Genomic DNA, 16140 nt, shown 5'->3' with positions numbered 1-16140 from the left:
CGATAGCAAGAAAAAAATCTTGTTTTTTTTATATGCTAATTTTTTAATTTTATATGAAGTTATACTTACTTATTGTTATAATAATTTTATGAAATTAGGTGAATAAATGAAAAAAGCATTAATTATTGATGGTAATAATTTATTATTTAAAGCATATTATGCTACTGCATACCAAGGAGTTAATCTACATTCGCTACAGGGTATTCCAACTAATGCCGTCTATGCTTTTATTAGAATGCTGACTAAGTACTTAAAATCTAACAACTATGCTAGTGTTTTTGTTGCATTTGATGCTGGTCGTAAAACATTTCGTCATGAAACTTTAGCAACATATAAAGGAAAAAGAAGTGAAACTCCGGTTGAGTTAATTGAACAATTTAATTTAGTTAAAATATTTTTAGACTTAGCACAAATTCCTTGGGGACAAATAAATAATTATGAAGCTGATGATATTATTGGCAGCATTGTTAAAAATAAAGTTGCTAGTAATTATCAAATTGATATTATGAGTAGTGATAAAGATTTATTACAACTATTAGATAACAATATTAAAATTCTTAATCCACAAAAAGGGATGAGTGATTTAAAGGTTATTACTATTTCTACATTTCAATCAGAATATGAATTATTACCTTATCAAGTTACCGATTTAAAGGGATTAATGGGTGATAGTTCTGATAATTTACCTGGCATTAAAGGAATTGGTCAAAAAACTGCTATTAGTTTATTAAAAGAATATGACACATTAGAAAACATTATTGAAAATGTAGAACAATTAAAACCAAATGTTAGTAAACTAATTAAACTTAACTTTAATAATGGTATTATTTGTAAACAACTAGCACAACTTAATTTAAATACACCAATTACTGGTAATTTAGAAACGTTTAATTATAATGTTGAAAATTTAAATAATGAAAAGTTACAAGACTTTTACAAACAATATAATATGAACTCTTTATTAACACAAGACACTAATCCTAAAACTAATAAAAATAGTACATCTCACGTTCAAATTATAAATAAGTGAAGTCAAGAATGAAATTGTGATTCAAATTACTTATGATTAGAAATTTTTGGTGATAATTATAATTGTGATAATATTATTGGTTTTGGTATTAAAAATAAAAAAGGAACATTTTATATTAATAAAATCAATGCAATTAATTGTTCTAATTTTCAACATTTCTTACAAAATAAAAAACTACAAAAAATAACTTGAGATTTAAAAAAGGTTATTATCGCAGGACTACGTTTAAAATTAATAATAAATAATATTATTTTTGACCATATGTTAGCTGCTTACCTTCTTTATGCTAATGAAAAAATATTACCAGAAAACATTGCTGTTATGCTTAATGTCAATGTTAAAGATAATTTAAGCGCTGATGATTTCTATGGCAAAGGTATTAAAAAAAATATTCCCAATGATGAAAAAGAAATAGCTATTTTTTTAGAAAAAAAATTAAATTTTTTAACAGATTCTCATCTCATTCTTATAAAAAAATTAAAAGATACTAATAACTGAAATTTATATCAAGAGATTGAACTACCTGCTGCTTTTGTATTAGTAAATATGGAGTGTAATGGTGTTAACATTGATCAAAAAAAATTAAAACTACTAACTGATAAAACTTTACTAAAAATCCAAGATTTAGAATTACAAATTAAAAAAGAAAGTAATAGTAATTTAAATCCAAATTCACCAAAACAAATTAGTGAATACTTATTTAAAGAATTAAAATTACCTAATTATAAAAAAGGTAGTACTGCTTTTGAAGTTTTAATTAGTTTAAAAAATCAACATCCAATCATCGATATTCTTTTAGAATATCGTAAATTACAAAAATTATATTCCACTTACTTACTTGGTTTACAAAAATATATTTTTGATGATGGTAAAATTCATAGCATTTATAATCAAGTGCAAACCAGTACTGGCAGGTTATCTTCATTAGATCCTAATATGCAAAATATTAGTATTCGCGATAAAAAGCAAAGAGAAGTTCGCAAAATCTTTATTCCAAGCAAACCACATACTAAAATACTATCCTGTGATTATTCGCAAATTGAATTAAGAATATTAGCTCATATTAGTGAAGATGAAAATTTAATTAAAGCTTTTCAGCAAAAGCATGATATTCATCGCGAAACTGCAAGTAAAATATTAAATATACCTTTAGCAGAAGTTACTAACGAACAAAGACAAAATGCAAAAGCTATTAATTTTGGCATTGTTTATGGCATTTCTAGTTTTGGTTTATCACAACAAATAGGAATTAAAGTTGAAGATGCTAAAATATTTATTAATAAATATTTTTCGGTTTTTCCAAAAATTAAAAGTTATATTAATAATATAATTGATTTTTGTGAAAAAAATCGATACGTTCAAACAATTTTTAATCGTAGAAGAGAAGTAATGGAAATTACAAATAAAAATAAGGTGATTCAAAATTTTGGTAAACGAATAGCAATGAACATGCCAATTCAAGGTAGTGCTGCTGATATTTTAAAATTAGCAATGAATAAAATTTATGAAGAAATAAAAAAACAAAATATTGATGCAATATTAATTGCACAAATTCATGATGAATTAATTTTTGAAGTTGAAGATAATAAAGTTAATGATGTTATTACTAAAATTACTAAAATTATGTCTAATGTTACTAAATTAAAAGTTCCCTTATTAATTAATACTAGTATTGGTGATAACTGATTTGAATTAAAATAAATTTTTAAAAATTTATTAATATTTAAAATAAATTAGTTTATTATATTTTATTGGAAGGAAAATAAAAATGCCAGAATTACCCGAAGTTGAAACTGTTCGCAAAACTTTACAACCACTTTTAACTAATCATAAAATTATTGGTGTTAGAATTCTTTTAAATAAAATTATCAAAACACCAAGTATTGAACAATTCACAAAACAAATTATTGGACAAACAATAAATGATGTTCAAAGAGTTGGTAAATTATTAATATTTATATTAGATGATTATGTATTATTAAGTCATTTACGAATGGAAGGAAAATATTATTTTCAACAAAATAATCAATCAATAAATTGAAAACATGTCTTATTAATATTAGAATTAGACAATAAATACGAATTAAGATATCATGACACAAGACAGTTTGGAACCTTTCATTTACAAACTAAAAATGAATATCAAAAAATAAAACCTTATATTAATATTGGTCCAGAACCTTTTAATAAAAATGTTACTGCTGAATATTTAAAAAATAAATGAAAAAATAAAAGTCAAAGTATTAAAGCAACATTATTAGAACAAAATGTTATGAGTGGTTTAGGAAATATTTATGCAGATGAAGTATTATTTTATGCTAGTATCCATCCGCAAAGTATTACTAAAAACTTAACACTTAAACAATTACAAGAAATCATTAATAAAGCAAAATTTGTGCTTAATAAATCAATAAAACTTGGTGGATCAACAATTAGTAGTTATACTTCAAGCCTTGGTGTAACAGGTTACTATCAACAAGAATTACAAGTTCATACTAGAGCAAAAATGCCTTGTTTTAAATGCCATACTATTATCAAAAAAATAAAAATAAACCTTCGCGGAACTTACTTTTGTAATCACTGTCAAATTAAATATTAACTGTGGAAAACTCAAAAGTATATATTAATAAAGAATATTTTTAATAAAAAAAAGTGGAATAAATGTGGATAAGTATGTGTTTTAATCATTTCACTTTATTTATATTCTTTATGTGCATATAATTATCATACCATGAAAGAAATGGATAGTAAAAAGAAAGTTAGGAAATGAATATGAACAGAACAATAAATGATATTGATATTTTTAAGTTGAACCAATCAGAATATATTAGTAACGAAGATTACCAAATTTTATTTATGTTATATCAACCAATAATTGGTATTGAAGCAATAAATTTATATTTAACTTTAGTTCAAGAAAAGTTATTAACAAAACGTATTAATCTTGATTTCAATCACGGACGAATTAAATCTTTATTAAAAATAACTTCCACTCAATTACTTGTTGCTTTCCAACAACTTGAATCTGTTAACCTTATTAATACTTACTACTATTCTTTAAAATCTACTTACATTTATCAATTGTGTTCTCCCTTATCTGCTGATGATTTTTTTGCTAATACCCATTTAAACTCAGAACTACTTAAACAATTAGGAACTTTAAATTATGAAAGACAAAAATTTTATTTTTTGAAAAATGATATTGAAATTACAGAAAATTATGTTAATATTACTCAACAGGAAAATACTATCCCTCAATCTTTAAAATTAAAAACAGCACTTAATAATATTTATGCTAAACAAGAACAAACATCAATCTCTAGACCAATTTATTCATTTCAAAATAAAAATCAAATTAACACTATGAAAGTCAATTTAAATTCTAATGGTAATACAATTATATCTAGAGATAATTCTAATGTTATTAATACCACATTAAATTTAATGCAACAAAAATTACCTGAAGAATATTTAAAAAATTTAACTGGTAAAATACCAACTGATAAATTAAAAACAACATTAGAAATATTAACTAATAACTTTCAATTAAATAATGCTGTAATTAACTGCTTAATTGAATATGTTTGATTTAAAAATAATAAACGTTTAGAACCAAACTATATTATTAAAATTGCTGAAACCTTTCAAGAAAATCAAATTAATACTATTGATGATGCTTTATCTCATTTAAAACTTGCTTATGCTCGTAGCAAAAAAAATCCACAGCAACAATTTCAACAAGAATCATTATGATCTACTACAGAACAATCAACAACAAATAATTTCAATAAAAAATTAATTAAAAAATATAAGGTTGATAATATTAATAAAAAAGATATAACATTAACTCAAGAAGAAATAAAGAATATTTTAAAGGAATTTGATGCCCATTAATTTAATTATTAAAAGACACTATTATTAAGTAAGGAAATGATTATCATGAAACTTAAAGCGACAACTATCTTAAAAGAAAACATTAACAATGCTGAACTTCATGACTTTATTAAAAAAAACAACTTAACTAACAGCAAACTAGAACCATATGTTGAATTATTAAAAACTTATATTGATAGCTACAATTTATGTAAAAAACGAGAAAATCTTAGCAAATGTCTACAAAATGTTAAAGGATATCGTTATAAACTAGTAATGTTACCTAATCAAAAAATAAGTTTAGTACTAACCGATTGTCTTCATTCTATTAATAGATCTGTCCAACAACAAGTACATAATAATTTTTTAATTAAATACTATGATGATAAACTTTTATCACTTTCATGAAGTAAAAATTTTAATGTCTCAACTAATGCAAGAAAAGAAATCATCCAGTATTTACATCAATCTTTAAAACACAAAAGTTATCAAGGTTTATACTTATATGGTGACACAGGTAGTGGCAAAACTTTTATTTTTATCTTATTTGCAAATAAATTAATTCAAAAAAATCAAACTGTTTGTTTTATTGTATGACCTGAATTTGTTATGGACATTAAAAAAAGTTTTAAAAATGATACTGATACTAATCAGCAAATTGAACAATTAAAATCATGTGACTTATTATTTATTGATGATTTAGGCGGTGAAACCGTTAGCGCTTGAGAGCGTGATGAATTATTATTTAGTATTCTTAATGCACGAATTTTACCATTAAAAACTACATTTATTAATTCTAACTATAGCATTAGTGAACTATATCAACATTATTATTTAAAAAATAGTAAATCAGAAGAAATTAAAGTTAAACGCTTATTAGAACGTATTCAAACTTTAACTATACCAATTGAATTAACTGTTGAAGAATCACAAACTACAATTGAAAATATTAATATTGACAATATTAATAATGAAATAGAATATATACCAATATAAAATATAGTATTTTTCATAAAAAAAGGGCGGTTGTCAAATTTACGAAATAATTAATTATCATATTAGTAACTTATTTCCAATATTACCATTTAAAAATGATGATAGACAAATTAAATTCTCTTTTACCCTTAAATTTAAATTTATATTCGACGTATTTTAAAAAATATACATTTAAAAGATAAAATAAAAATTATTAACAAGGAAAAAGACAAGAAATAATCTTGTCTTTTTTTGTAATTGTAAAATTTTAAAATTTTTATTATTAACATCCTTTAAATATCTACTACACGCAGTGACCAAGTAGGAGAAGTTAATAATTAATAACCGTCTTTAACGCTATTATCAACACGTGTTAGGGAACTAAAAAAGTGAACTACAACACAGTTGTTAAAAATAGTAGCTAGTATGTGGACTTGCATGGATAAATAAAAAGTGGAGTGATACCTAATAAAATATACTAACCATTAATGGTAATTCTTGGGGTGGGAGCGAATTGGAAACTAGTATATATAGACCTGTTGTAGGGACCTATTGTATTAATTCTATTCTTTATTTAACCAACCTTGCCACTCCCCAGTGAGCAAGTGTTGGTTTTATTTTTTATTTTTTTTGAAAAATTTTTTTGGGCGAGAAAATAAATTTAAAACTTGTAAAAAAAATTAAGCGGTGCCGGTTCAATTAAAATATTAATTTGTTCAACACAAATTAAATAAATATTGAATCGAATGCCTCAATGTTTTTTAAAATTTCATAATTTATTTTTGAGCCCAGTTTTCATGGAATGAATAAAACGAATAGTAGTATTATTAATAATCTAAAAATCAAAATATATGTTCTTTATGCTAGAAGCAACAGAACATATTAGGAAAGGATTATTATGCAAATATAATTTAAAAAAGAACAAATTGTTAAAGATAGACCACAATCTATTCTTATTGATTATGGTGAATATAAATTACAATGTCCAAAATGAATGGTTAAAAATAATAGTTTTATTGCTGATGATAAATATACATATTGAGTTTTTAATTTAGAAAATATTAAAAGAGAATTAAGTGGTAATGAATTAATAAAATTATTAGAACCATATATTAAAGACCAAAAAATAACTGTTAATAAACCAACTGCTCCAAAACAATATTATCTTAATGATATAAAACTTGAACCATTAAAATTTTATGAACAGCATAATAGTTGATTTATCGGTGAAATAACAGATAACAAAACTAAAATTACTAATCCTTGTTTTAAATATAACATTACGTGAGAAGAAAACAGAAAAGGTTTTAAAATAAATAATCCATATAAACATGATGATTTACCAATTAATTATATAGTTACTTCTTATAAGGAAATTTCAACTCATAATGAAAAAGTATTTTTGTTGAACATGTAAACAAAATAAATTAGATTATTTATTCTTTAATACTAATGATATAAAAACAAGAAAATATTTTTTAAGAGATAAAAATGGTAAAGCAATTTGTTATGACTGTATTTTAAATATTAGGTTAAGTAGGAGGTATAAATATGGATAAAGAAAAATTAATTAGTTGATTAAATTTAATTTTAGATAGTGATATAGAACAATATAATAAAGAAAAAGACATATATTATTTAAATAAATTAAAAGGTTCAATTGATATTATTAAAATTTTAATTAATAAAATACAATGCAGAGAATTTGATTAATATGCAATATGAATTAATTATTGGGATTGACCCCGCTGGTATTGGTAATAATGGAATTGTTATATATTCAAATGAAACTAATAATATTATTTTTAATGAAACATTTAAAACTAAAACAGTTTTAGAAAGTAAAAATATGTATAAAGAATATTTTCAATTAATTCAAAAACAATTTATTAATCAAAAAATATTAATTATTGTAGAAAATTTCTTTTTAAGTTCAAAACAATTATTAACTAATCCATTAGCAACACCTAAAATTATTGGTGCATTAATGGTATTAGTAGAAGATGTTATGAATTGAGATTATTTAGAAAGTGAACCAAAAAATAAAACAAAAATAGAAAATTATAAAGGAAATATAAAATTAACAAAACATGAACAAGATGCATATAAACATATTCAATACTATTTAAGGAATTCTAAAAATGAAAGATAAAGAAAATTATGTCAAATTAAAAGTAAAACTGAGTAACACTATTGAAGCAAAATATTACGAAAAAGGTAATAAAGAATTATATTATAGTGTTCGTGGTCAATGAAATGGTTTAAACTATGTTACTTTAATTTTTAACAACCCAAAATTTTATAGACGCTGTATTTTATTAAACAAAAATGATGAAATTTTAGTAACTGGTCAAATTTTTAATACTTTAAATATTCCTAAAAATCGTGCATTTTGTTCAATTAATGTTAAATGATTTAAAAAATGAAAAGAGTAAAAAATGATATTATGAAAAATTTTATTAATAGTACCAATATTAATAACAAGTATAACACTAATAATATTTTTAATATTTATTATTAAAGAATTAAAAAATGAATATAAAGTTTTAAAATTATTAAATTCAATTGCAAAAAAATTAGAAAAAAAATAATCAAATAAGGAGAATAAATAATGAATAGATGTACATGAACTGAAACAATAACATTTGAAAAATTTATTCATGAACCATATTATGATGAAATTAAAAATGAACAAAGACAAAGACAATGTGAAAATATGACAGATGAGCAATTTGATGAATATGGAAGAGCATATTGTAAAGAACATAGAATTAAAGTTGATGAAATTAATAAATCAAGACATAAAAATTGTATTAATAAAGAAAAATTAATTAAAGATTTAGAAGAACGAATAACATGACTTACAAATGAAATATCTAATGTTAAATATTTTAAACAAATAGAATTTTATATATGAGAAAAAATATGTTTAAAAGATTTTTTAATTAAAGCTAAATTGTAAAGGTAAGTGCAACTAAATTATTTTTCTATCCAAATATTCGATTGGTGAAAGATAATTTAGTATTTTTCTTGGTCTTTGGTTTAAAGACAATATAAATTTATGAACTTCATTTTTATTAGTTTTTGAAAAAATAAATTTTTTAGGAAATTTTTCTCTAATTAAACCATTAGTATTTTCATTAGTACCTCTTTGTCAAGGTGAATATGGATTGGCAAAATAAATTTTTATATCTAAATTTTTTTCAAGTTGTTGTCAATTTGAAAATTCTTTGCCACGATCAAAAGTAATAGTTTTAACAATGTTTTTAGGAAGAATTGATAAATAATAACTAACATTTTTATTAATAACTTTAGTAGTTCTGTTTTTAACTAATATTGCTAAAGTAAATCGTGATACTCTTTCAACTAAAGTTATTAAACATGATTTGCTTTTACCTCGTGATGATACTATAGTATCTCCTTCTCAATGACCAAGTGTTATACGATCATTAACATTTATATCTCGTTCTTTAATTGATTTACCATTAAACTTGCCACGATTTTCTTTAGATTTTCGTTTTTTACCTTTTCTTCTTAAATTTTTACTAGTAACTTTATCAAGCATTCCAAAATAAATTCAAGTATAAATTGTTTTAAAACTAATAACTCACTCTTTATGAAAATTTTTAATTCTGCCATAAATTTGTTCAGGTGATCAACCTAATAGTAATTTTTGTTGTACATATTTTACTAAATTCTTATTTTTAAACTTATGAAAACTAATATGTGATTGTTTTCGATTTTCAGCTTTATTTTGTGCAATTAATGAAAAATAATGATTATTATCTTTATTTCTATTAATTTCTCGAATAATAGTACTAATACTTCGATTAAGATTTTTAGCTATTTCACTAATTTTAAATTTAAATTTCAATTGATTCTCAATATAAATCCTTTCATCTATGCCAAGATGTTTATAACTCATATAAAAACTCCTTACTTTTTTCTAAACTAAATTTAGCATTATGAAATTTTTATATGAGAATTTTTTGCAATTTTATTTACTTGCACTTACAAGTATAACTCAGCTAAAATAAAAAACAAAAATATTGAAATTGGTGAATTTGATTATGAATAAAGAAAAATTAATTATTTCTATGAAAGAAAGAATAGATTTATTAAATAATTCATTAATAGAATATTCATCCAAACTTTATGAGTTAGAAAACTGAATTATAAGACTTGAAAGAGGTGAATTTGACTAATGATAATATTACCTACTTTGTTTGAAAATAAAGATGAAATTGAAATATTATCACCATTTCCAAAAGAAATTCATACAAGTAATGATATTAGAGCAATTATTTTAAGACAATACCCAAATGTTAAATCCAAACACATAATTGTTTCTGACCCAGAAAGTAATGTTGCATTAATAGTTGGTGATAATGATTTTTATCAAGGTTGAATTAAAGTAACAGTTAAAAAATTAGAAATTAAAGGAGAATAGAAAATGCCAAGTATAGAAAATCAATCAAATTATACTTTAACTAAATTAATTAGAACTGGAATAAGTCCAATTTGTGCAATGATTGGTACAAGTGCTTATTATGGTCAAGTAATAGATAATCCATTATTAGGTTCAATTAATAGTTTATTATTTGGTAAAAAATTAGGTTTAGATATTTGAAATTTAAATCAAAGACCAAATACAAAAACTAAATTAATTAATAGTAGTAAAAAAATACTATTAGGTTTAGGAATAATTGGTTTAGCAAATTATAGTAAATGAACTGAAAATAATATTAATCCTATTATTCCAAGAACACCAACTCCAATAACTACTACAACTACAACTGAGGGTCCTCCATGATTATTATTAAATAAGCAAGAAAATCAGTCATTAATGGATTGAGATACTTATATTTCATTAAATGCTTATGGTATATCAAATCTTATTAATGGATTAACGGAGTTAGTACCTAATAAATTTGAAACAATAAGAAAGATTTATAATATGGCTACTGGTGGATGTTTAATATCAAGTGGTATTGCTATGGGTATTAATAATGATTTTAATAATGCTTATGCAGTACCTACCATAATTGCTGGTGCAAGTGAAATTATCCATAATTTAATACCTATGGAAACTACAAATCATAATGAAGAAATGCAAAAAACATCATTTAATGATGAAACTGCAAGATTAATTAATGACAATAGATTTACTATTAATAGTGAAACTGCAAGTCAATATTATGGTAGTGATAATATGAGCGAAGTACCATTAAATAATGATAATGCTTCATTAAATTGAGATTACAATTACATGAGTTTATAAGGGAGGTGAAAAGCAATGAATAAAGAAAAAATTATTGAATATTATAATAATGAAATTCAGACATATAAAGAAAGATTGGAACAATTAAATAAAGAAATATCTGTATTAGTAAAAATTATAAGTAATTCACAGTCAATGATTGAAAGAATTAATGGTGGTCAATTTGATGAATAATTAAAAATTAAAAATAAATAGTTGAAAGGAAAATATTGAAATGAAAGAATTTTTACATGAATTAATAATTATTGGAACAAGTGTTGGAACATTAATTTGCAGAGAAATTATTGTTTTATTAAAAAGATTTATCACAACTCCAAAACATGTTAGAGCAAATAACAAAATTATAAAACATCAAAAAAAATTAGCAAAATTAAATGAAAAAATTAATAAAGGAGAAAAATAATATGACAAAAATTGAATTTAATGAAAAATATAGAAAACAAGATATCAGTATTGATAGAGATTTTGATTTACATATTGATAATTGTTTTAAATTTTCTGATATCAATACATTAGAAAATGCTGTTAATGATTATAAAAAACTAATAAGTGAAATGCCACAATTAGTTAAAGATTGATTACTGGGATAAGATTAGGAGAATGTTAAATGTTAGAAAATGAAGATAATATTCAACAAACAACTGAACCTTTAACTGAAAATAATGCTCAACAAGAAATAGAAAATAAAGTTAATGAAGCAGAAAATAAGTTAAATAAACTTAATCAAGAAATTAAAGAAAAAGAAATGATTAATATATTTAAAAAATATCAAGTTAAAACTGAATTTTATGATTATTTAAAATTTAAAACTAATAATTTAGAAAATTCAAAAATTGAAGAAACTATTAAAAAAATGATTAAAGAACAACCAGTATTTAAAGAAACAATTAATACAGGTGGCAATAAACAAATAATTATTAATAATAAACCAAATGATAAAGAAAATTTTTTAATTAATTATAAAAAGAAAAATTATTTATAAATGAAAGGAAGAAATAAAATGTCAGTACCATTTAATCAAAATTTAGACAATACAGAGAGATTAGTAGAAGCACCAGAATTTATAGAGTTTTTTAAAATTTCAAATAGTCCATGGGCAAACTTTTTCCCTACTGAAATTGTTGACTCAGTAAATATTGAGTTTATTGTTAAAAAACCAAAAAAACCAGAAGTTAAAATTATTGCTTGAGATGATAAAAGTAAAAGATATGAATTACCATATGTTGATACAGATAAAATTAGTAAAAAAATAACTAAAAAATATCTTGCAGGAGAAATTATTACAGATGTAGATTTAAAAGCAAATAATGGTCAAAATTTATTAGATAGTATGCAATATGAAGTTGCTAATGACTTAGCAGATTATTTAGCAAATAATGATACAAATGTAATTGCAAAATATGCAACTAAAATAGACATTACTGATAAAACACCATTAGGATATTTAAAATCAATGTTAGATGCTTGAAATACTTTATTTCAATTTAGAAATATTGCAAATAGTAAATTTTTTATTACTAATGGTCTTTATGATAGTTTAGTTTATTTAGCAGATAATAAAGGTTTAATTACTGATAATCAGTTGGCACAACAATTACGTTTAAATGGAAATAATTTATATGTAAAAGGTGTATTATGTGAAATCGTTCTTGATGACTATATGGTTTTTACTAATGATAAAAATGAACAACAATTAATGACCTTTATTTTAGCAACACCAAGAGCAATGAAAAGATACATGATAGAAAATACAGTTATTTATGTAGATTTTATTAAAGATGATAAAGCAGGAAGAGCATATAAAGTTGCTGGTGAAGTTGTTGGAGAAGCAATACCATATATTTCTAATAATGAAACAACATCAAGATGAATGTTATGTGGAGTTATTAAAACAGAAAAAACTGATTTAAAAACTAAAATTACAAGTTTAACAATTGATATTACTGCAAATGTTAATAACAATAATAGTGAATTAAATACACAAATAAAAAGTACTAATGAACTTAAATCATTAAATCCAAATTTAACAAATCCAACTATTAAATATTTTAGTGATGCACAAGGAAAAACTAATGTAAGTAATCAAAAAGAAAAAGCCGGTGACTTATATATAACTATTACTGCAAATGTTAATGACTTAAATTATAAAGGAACAACAAATCAAATTAAAATAACTCTTAAATAAAGGAAATTAATACCATGCCAATAGGTACAACTAATACAGCAATACTTTTAAACATAAATAAACCCAAACATACTAGAATAAGTAAACAACAAGAAAATAAAAGTTTTTGATGAGAAATTTTAGAAATGATTGGTGTACAAGTAATAGCAGTAGCACTTGCTCCTTTTACTGGTGGATTAAGTGAAAGCGTAGCCCTTGGATTAGGTGTAAGTGATTTTATTGCAAGTGCCATTAATTTTGGTATTTATGCTACAACTGATTTTACTATTAATCAAGTTTATGATTATTTAAAAGGAAATGTAACAAAATGAAATACTTTCTTTAATATACTAACTGCATTTGCTGGACTTAATAAAATTAGTCGTGGTTATCGTACTACTAAATTTATTAAACTAACACAAAAAACTAAAACATTAGAACAAATTGGCGTTAAAGAAGCAAAAAATTTACAAGAAATTATTAGTCAAGTAAGTGGAAAAGAAATTTTAACAGATAAAATTATTGGTAATAAACGTTATTTAATGAATTATAGTTTTACTCCTAATCGTGAAACAGTATTACGAGATTTAGGTTATGTTGCTGAAAGACAATATAAGAATAATTTTCAAAAACTAGAAACACAAAAGTTAAAAGAACACTTATTATTACAAAATACATTAATAAAATTAAGTCCACAATTAACTCCTAAATTTAAAATTAAAGATATTGAAAAAGCAAATAACTTTTTAAAAAAATTTAATACTGATTTAAAAAAAGTACTATCTATGAATCAACATGATTGATTAAATTTAGTTCATACAATACATACAGAAAATAGATATGGAAAAACTTTAATTTTAGATTTACAAAAAATTCGTGCTAATGCTATTAAATTTAATTTTAAAAAAAGTTCAATACATAAGATTGTTTTAAATGCAAATAAAATTTTTAAATATTTGGATATTAGATTTTATTTAAAAAAGGTTTAAATAAATTTTGAAAAAATACACAATATTTTGAAAAAATACGAGAAAGTGCTGAGTTATACTTGTAAGTGCAAGTAAATAAAATTGCAAAAAATTCTCATATAAAAATTTCATAATGCTAAATTTAGTTTAGAAAAAAGTAAGGAGTTTTTATATGAGTTATAAACATCTTGGCATAGATGAAAGGATTTATATTGAGAATCAATTGAAATTTAAATTTAAAATTAGTGAAATAGCTAAAAATCTTAATCGAAGTATTAGTACTATTATTCGAGAAATTAATAGAAATAAAGATAATAATCATTATTTTTCATTAATTGCACAAAATAAAGCTGAAAATCGAAAACAATCACATATTAGTTTTCATAAGTTTAAAAATAAGAATTTAGTAAAATATGTACAACAAAAATTACTATTAGGTTGATCACCTGAACAAATTTATGGCAGAATTAAAAATTTTCATAAAGAGTGAGTTATTAGTTTTAAAACAATTTATACTTGAATTTATTTTGGAATGCTTGATAAAGTTACTAGTAAAAATTTAAGAAGAAAAGGTAAAAAACGAAAATCTAAAGAAAATCGTGGCAAGTTTAATGGTAAATCAATTAAAGAACGAGATATAAATGTTAATGATCGTATAACACTTGGTCATTGAGAAGGAGATACTATAGTATCATCACGAGGTAAAAGCAAATCATGTTTAATAACTTTAGTTGAAAGAGTATCACGATTTACTTTAGCAATATTAGTTAAAAACAGAACTACTAAAGTTATTAATAAAAATGTTAGTTATTATTTATCAATTCTTCCTAAAAACATTGTTAAAACTATTACTTTTGATCGTGGCAAAGAATTTTCAAATTGACAACAACTTGAAAAAAATTTAGATATAAAAATTTATTTTGCCAATCCATATTCACCTTGACAAAGAGGTACTAATGAAAATACTAATGGTTTAATTAGAGAAAAATTTCCTAAAAAATTTATTTTTTCAAAAACTAATAAAAATGAAGTTCATAAATTTATATTGTCTTTAAACCAAAGACCAAGAAAAATACTAAATTATCTTTCACCAATCGAATATTTGGATAGAAAAATAATTTAGTTGCACTTACCTTTACAATTTAGCAGTATATATAAATTACAAGAAAAATTTGAAAAGTTAGAAAAACAAGCATTTGAAAAGATTAATAAATTAAAACAAAAAGCAACTGATTTATTTACTAGTGCAGAAAAAAGAGCAATTAAACATGCACAATTAATTCCATTAAATTCACAAGTATTTATGGGTTGTAAAATTCAACCTTTATCATTAGATAAATGTGCAATTACTATTTATCATCGCAATCCTAAATATAAACCAATTACAGTTGTTGATAGTATTCTTAAAGCAAAAACTTTTGTTACTCAAATACATCCATTTCATTGATATCGTTGATATAGTGGTTGATACATTGGTTATGGTATTAATCGTAATAAATGATTAAAAGCAATAGCATTTGCTCCACCAGTGGTACAACAAGTAATTAGAGATAGTTTTAAAGTATATAGAGAAATATTTAGAATAATAAGAACTTATCATAAAGTAGTAAATGTTATTAATAATCCTATTGAAAATATTAATAAATCATTTAAAAGTGTTGGTTTAAAATTTTCAGTTAATACTTTATTTGGCACTGGACTATTACATCATTTAGAAAAATTTGCATATAGTCAAGTTATAAAAAAAGGTAAGAAAAAGTTACAAAAAGAAATTATCCATATATCACATAGAAAAACTAAAACAAAAACTAAGCATTATAAAAAAGCATTTTTTAAGGAATGATAAATT

At 22.6% G+C, this 16140-nt stretch carries 23 protein-coding genes; 22 read left to right on the top strand and 1 reads right to left on the bottom strand.

Annotation, left to right across the window (positions count from 1 at the left end; all coding sequences use genetic code 4):
- Positions 1 to 106 precede the first annotated feature (106 nt).
- The 11 genes from polA (at position 107) to AACL05_RS01660 (ending at position 8840) form a co-directional block, all read left to right on the top strand.
- Complete coding sequence (gene polA / locus AACL05_RS01710; protein WP_338962006.1) at positions 107 to 2731, top strand: DNA polymerase I; 2625 nt, start codon at positions 107 to 109, stop codon at positions 2729 to 2731.
- Positions 2732 to 2798: 67 nt separating this feature from the next.
- Complete coding sequence (gene mutM, locus AACL05_RS01705) at positions 2799 to 3629, top strand: DNA-formamidopyrimidine glycosylase (RefSeq protein WP_338962004.1); 831 nt, start codon at positions 2799 to 2801, stop codon at positions 3627 to 3629.
- Positions 3630 to 3802: 173 nt separating this feature from the next.
- Positions 3803 to 4924, top strand: coding sequence for a DnaD domain protein (locus tag AACL05_RS01700; RefSeq protein WP_338962002.1), 1122 nt, complete (start codon positions 3803 to 3805; stop codon positions 4922 to 4924).
- Between the two features lie 45 nt (positions 4925 to 4969).
- On the top strand, positions 4970 to 5899 hold the full coding sequence (locus AACL05_RS01695; protein WP_338961999.1) for an ATP-binding protein: 930 nt from the start codon (positions 4970 to 4972) through the stop codon (positions 5897 to 5899).
- Positions 5900 to 6872: 973 nt separating this feature from the next.
- On the top strand, positions 6873 to 7295 hold the full coding sequence (locus AACL05_RS01690; RefSeq protein ID WP_338961997.1) for a hypothetical protein: 423 nt from the start codon (positions 6873 to 6875) through the stop codon (positions 7293 to 7295).
- A complete protein-coding gene (locus AACL05_RS01685; protein ID WP_338960340.1) occupies positions 7267 to 7437 on the top strand; it encodes a hypothetical protein in 171 nt (56 codons plus the stop codon). Before AACL05_RS01690 ends, AACL05_RS01685 begins: the two co-directional genes overlap by 29 nt.
- Positions 7430 to 7591, top strand: coding sequence for a hypothetical protein (locus AACL05_RS01680; protein WP_338960339.1), 162 nt, complete (start codon positions 7430 to 7432; stop codon positions 7589 to 7591). The genes AACL05_RS01685 and AACL05_RS01680 overlap by 8 nt, the downstream gene beginning before the upstream one ends.
- Before the next feature lies 1 nt (position 7592).
- Complete coding sequence (locus AACL05_RS01675) at positions 7593 to 8030, top strand: hypothetical protein (protein WP_338961991.1); 438 nt, start codon at positions 7593 to 7595, stop codon at positions 8028 to 8030.
- On the top strand, positions 8020 to 8313 hold the full coding sequence (locus AACL05_RS01670; protein WP_338961988.1) for a hypothetical protein: 294 nt from the start codon (positions 8020 to 8022) through the stop codon (positions 8311 to 8313). Before AACL05_RS01675 ends, AACL05_RS01670 begins: the two co-directional genes overlap by 11 nt.
- A 3-nt stretch (positions 8314 to 8316) precedes the next feature.
- On the top strand, positions 8317 to 8469 hold the full coding sequence (locus AACL05_RS01665) for a hypothetical protein (protein WP_338986148.1): 153 nt from the start codon (positions 8317 to 8319) through the stop codon (positions 8467 to 8469).
- Positions 8470 to 8489: 20 nt separating this feature from the next.
- Positions 8490 to 8840 (top strand): hypothetical protein, encoded by a 351-nt coding sequence (locus AACL05_RS01660; protein ID WP_338986146.1) that lies wholly within the window; start codon positions 8490 to 8492, stop codon positions 8838 to 8840.
- 12 nt (positions 8841 to 8852) lie between these two features.
- On the opposite strand, the gene AACL05_RS01655 is transcribed toward AACL05_RS01660, so the two are convergent.
- Positions 8853 to 9803 (bottom strand): IS30 family transposase, encoded by a 951-nt coding sequence (locus AACL05_RS01655; RefSeq protein WP_338960236.1) that lies wholly within the window; start codon positions 9801 to 9803, stop codon positions 8853 to 8855.
- A 145-nt stretch (positions 9804 to 9948) separates the two neighbouring features.
- Here AACL05_RS01655 and AACL05_RS01650 point away from each other — a divergent pair, with 145 nt between their 5' ends.
- The 11 genes from AACL05_RS01650 (at position 9949) to AACL05_RS01600 (ending at position 16137) form a co-directional block, all read left to right on the top strand.
- Entirely contained in the window at positions 9949 to 10083 is a 135-nt protein-coding gene (locus AACL05_RS01650; protein WP_338956809.1) for a hypothetical protein, read from the top strand.
- Positions 10083 to 10328 carry a hypothetical protein gene (locus tag AACL05_RS01645; protein ID WP_338960331.1) on the top strand — a complete coding sequence of 82 codons (246 nt, stop codon included), beginning with the start codon at positions 10083 to 10085 and terminating at the stop codon, positions 10326 to 10328. Before AACL05_RS01650 ends, AACL05_RS01645 begins: the two co-directional genes overlap by 1 nt.
- A gap of 3 nt (positions 10329 to 10331) precedes the next feature.
- Positions 10332 to 11159, top strand: coding sequence for a hypothetical protein (locus tag AACL05_RS01640; RefSeq protein WP_338961983.1), 828 nt, complete (start codon positions 10332 to 10334; stop codon positions 11157 to 11159).
- 15 nt (positions 11160 to 11174) lie between these two features.
- Positions 11175 to 11333: a hypothetical protein gene (locus AACL05_RS01635; RefSeq protein ID WP_338959443.1), complete on the top strand. Its 159-nt coding sequence runs from the start codon at positions 11175 to 11177 to the stop codon at positions 11331 to 11333.
- Between the two features lie 40 nt (positions 11334 to 11373).
- Complete coding sequence (locus AACL05_RS01630) at positions 11374 to 11562, top strand: hypothetical protein (RefSeq protein ID WP_174481134.1); 189 nt, start codon at positions 11374 to 11376, stop codon at positions 11560 to 11562.
- Position 11563: 1 nt separating this feature from the next.
- Complete coding sequence (locus AACL05_RS01625) at positions 11564 to 11749, top strand: hypothetical protein (protein ID WP_174480219.1); 186 nt, start codon at positions 11564 to 11566, stop codon at positions 11747 to 11749.
- A gap of 17 nt (positions 11750 to 11766) precedes the next feature.
- Entirely contained in the window at positions 11767 to 12141 is a 375-nt protein-coding gene (locus tag AACL05_RS01620; protein WP_338961982.1) for a hypothetical protein, read from the top strand.
- 18 nt (positions 12142 to 12159) lie between these two features.
- On the top strand, positions 12160 to 13344 hold the full coding sequence (locus tag AACL05_RS01615) for a hypothetical protein (RefSeq protein ID WP_338961981.1): 1185 nt from the start codon (positions 12160 to 12162) through the stop codon (positions 13342 to 13344).
- A 14-nt stretch (positions 13345 to 13358) separates the two neighbouring features.
- The gene (locus tag AACL05_RS01610) at positions 13359 to 14312 is read left to right on the top strand and encodes a hypothetical protein (RefSeq protein ID WP_338961979.1); all 954 of its coding nucleotides are present in this window, start codon (positions 13359 to 13361) and stop codon (positions 14310 to 14312) included.
- Positions 14313 to 14463: 151 nt separating this feature from the next.
- Positions 14464 to 15414, top strand: coding sequence for an IS30 family transposase (locus AACL05_RS01605; protein WP_338960236.1), 951 nt, complete (start codon positions 14464 to 14466; stop codon positions 15412 to 15414).
- Positions 15415 to 16137: a hypothetical protein gene (locus AACL05_RS01600; RefSeq protein ID WP_338986144.1), complete on the top strand. Its 723-nt coding sequence runs from the start codon at positions 15415 to 15417 to the stop codon at positions 16135 to 16137.
- Positions 16138 to 16140 lie beyond the last annotated feature (3 nt).

The sequence above is a fragment of the Spiroplasma endosymbiont of Thecophora atra genome (genome assembly GCF_964019735.1).
Classification (GTDB): Bacteria; Bacillota_I; Bacilli_A; order Mycoplasmatales; family VBWQ01; genus Spiroplasma_E; species Spiroplasma_E ixodetis_A.
Note: the sequence above shows the minus strand (reverse complement) of the source record. Positions and strands in the feature narration are given on the sequence as shown.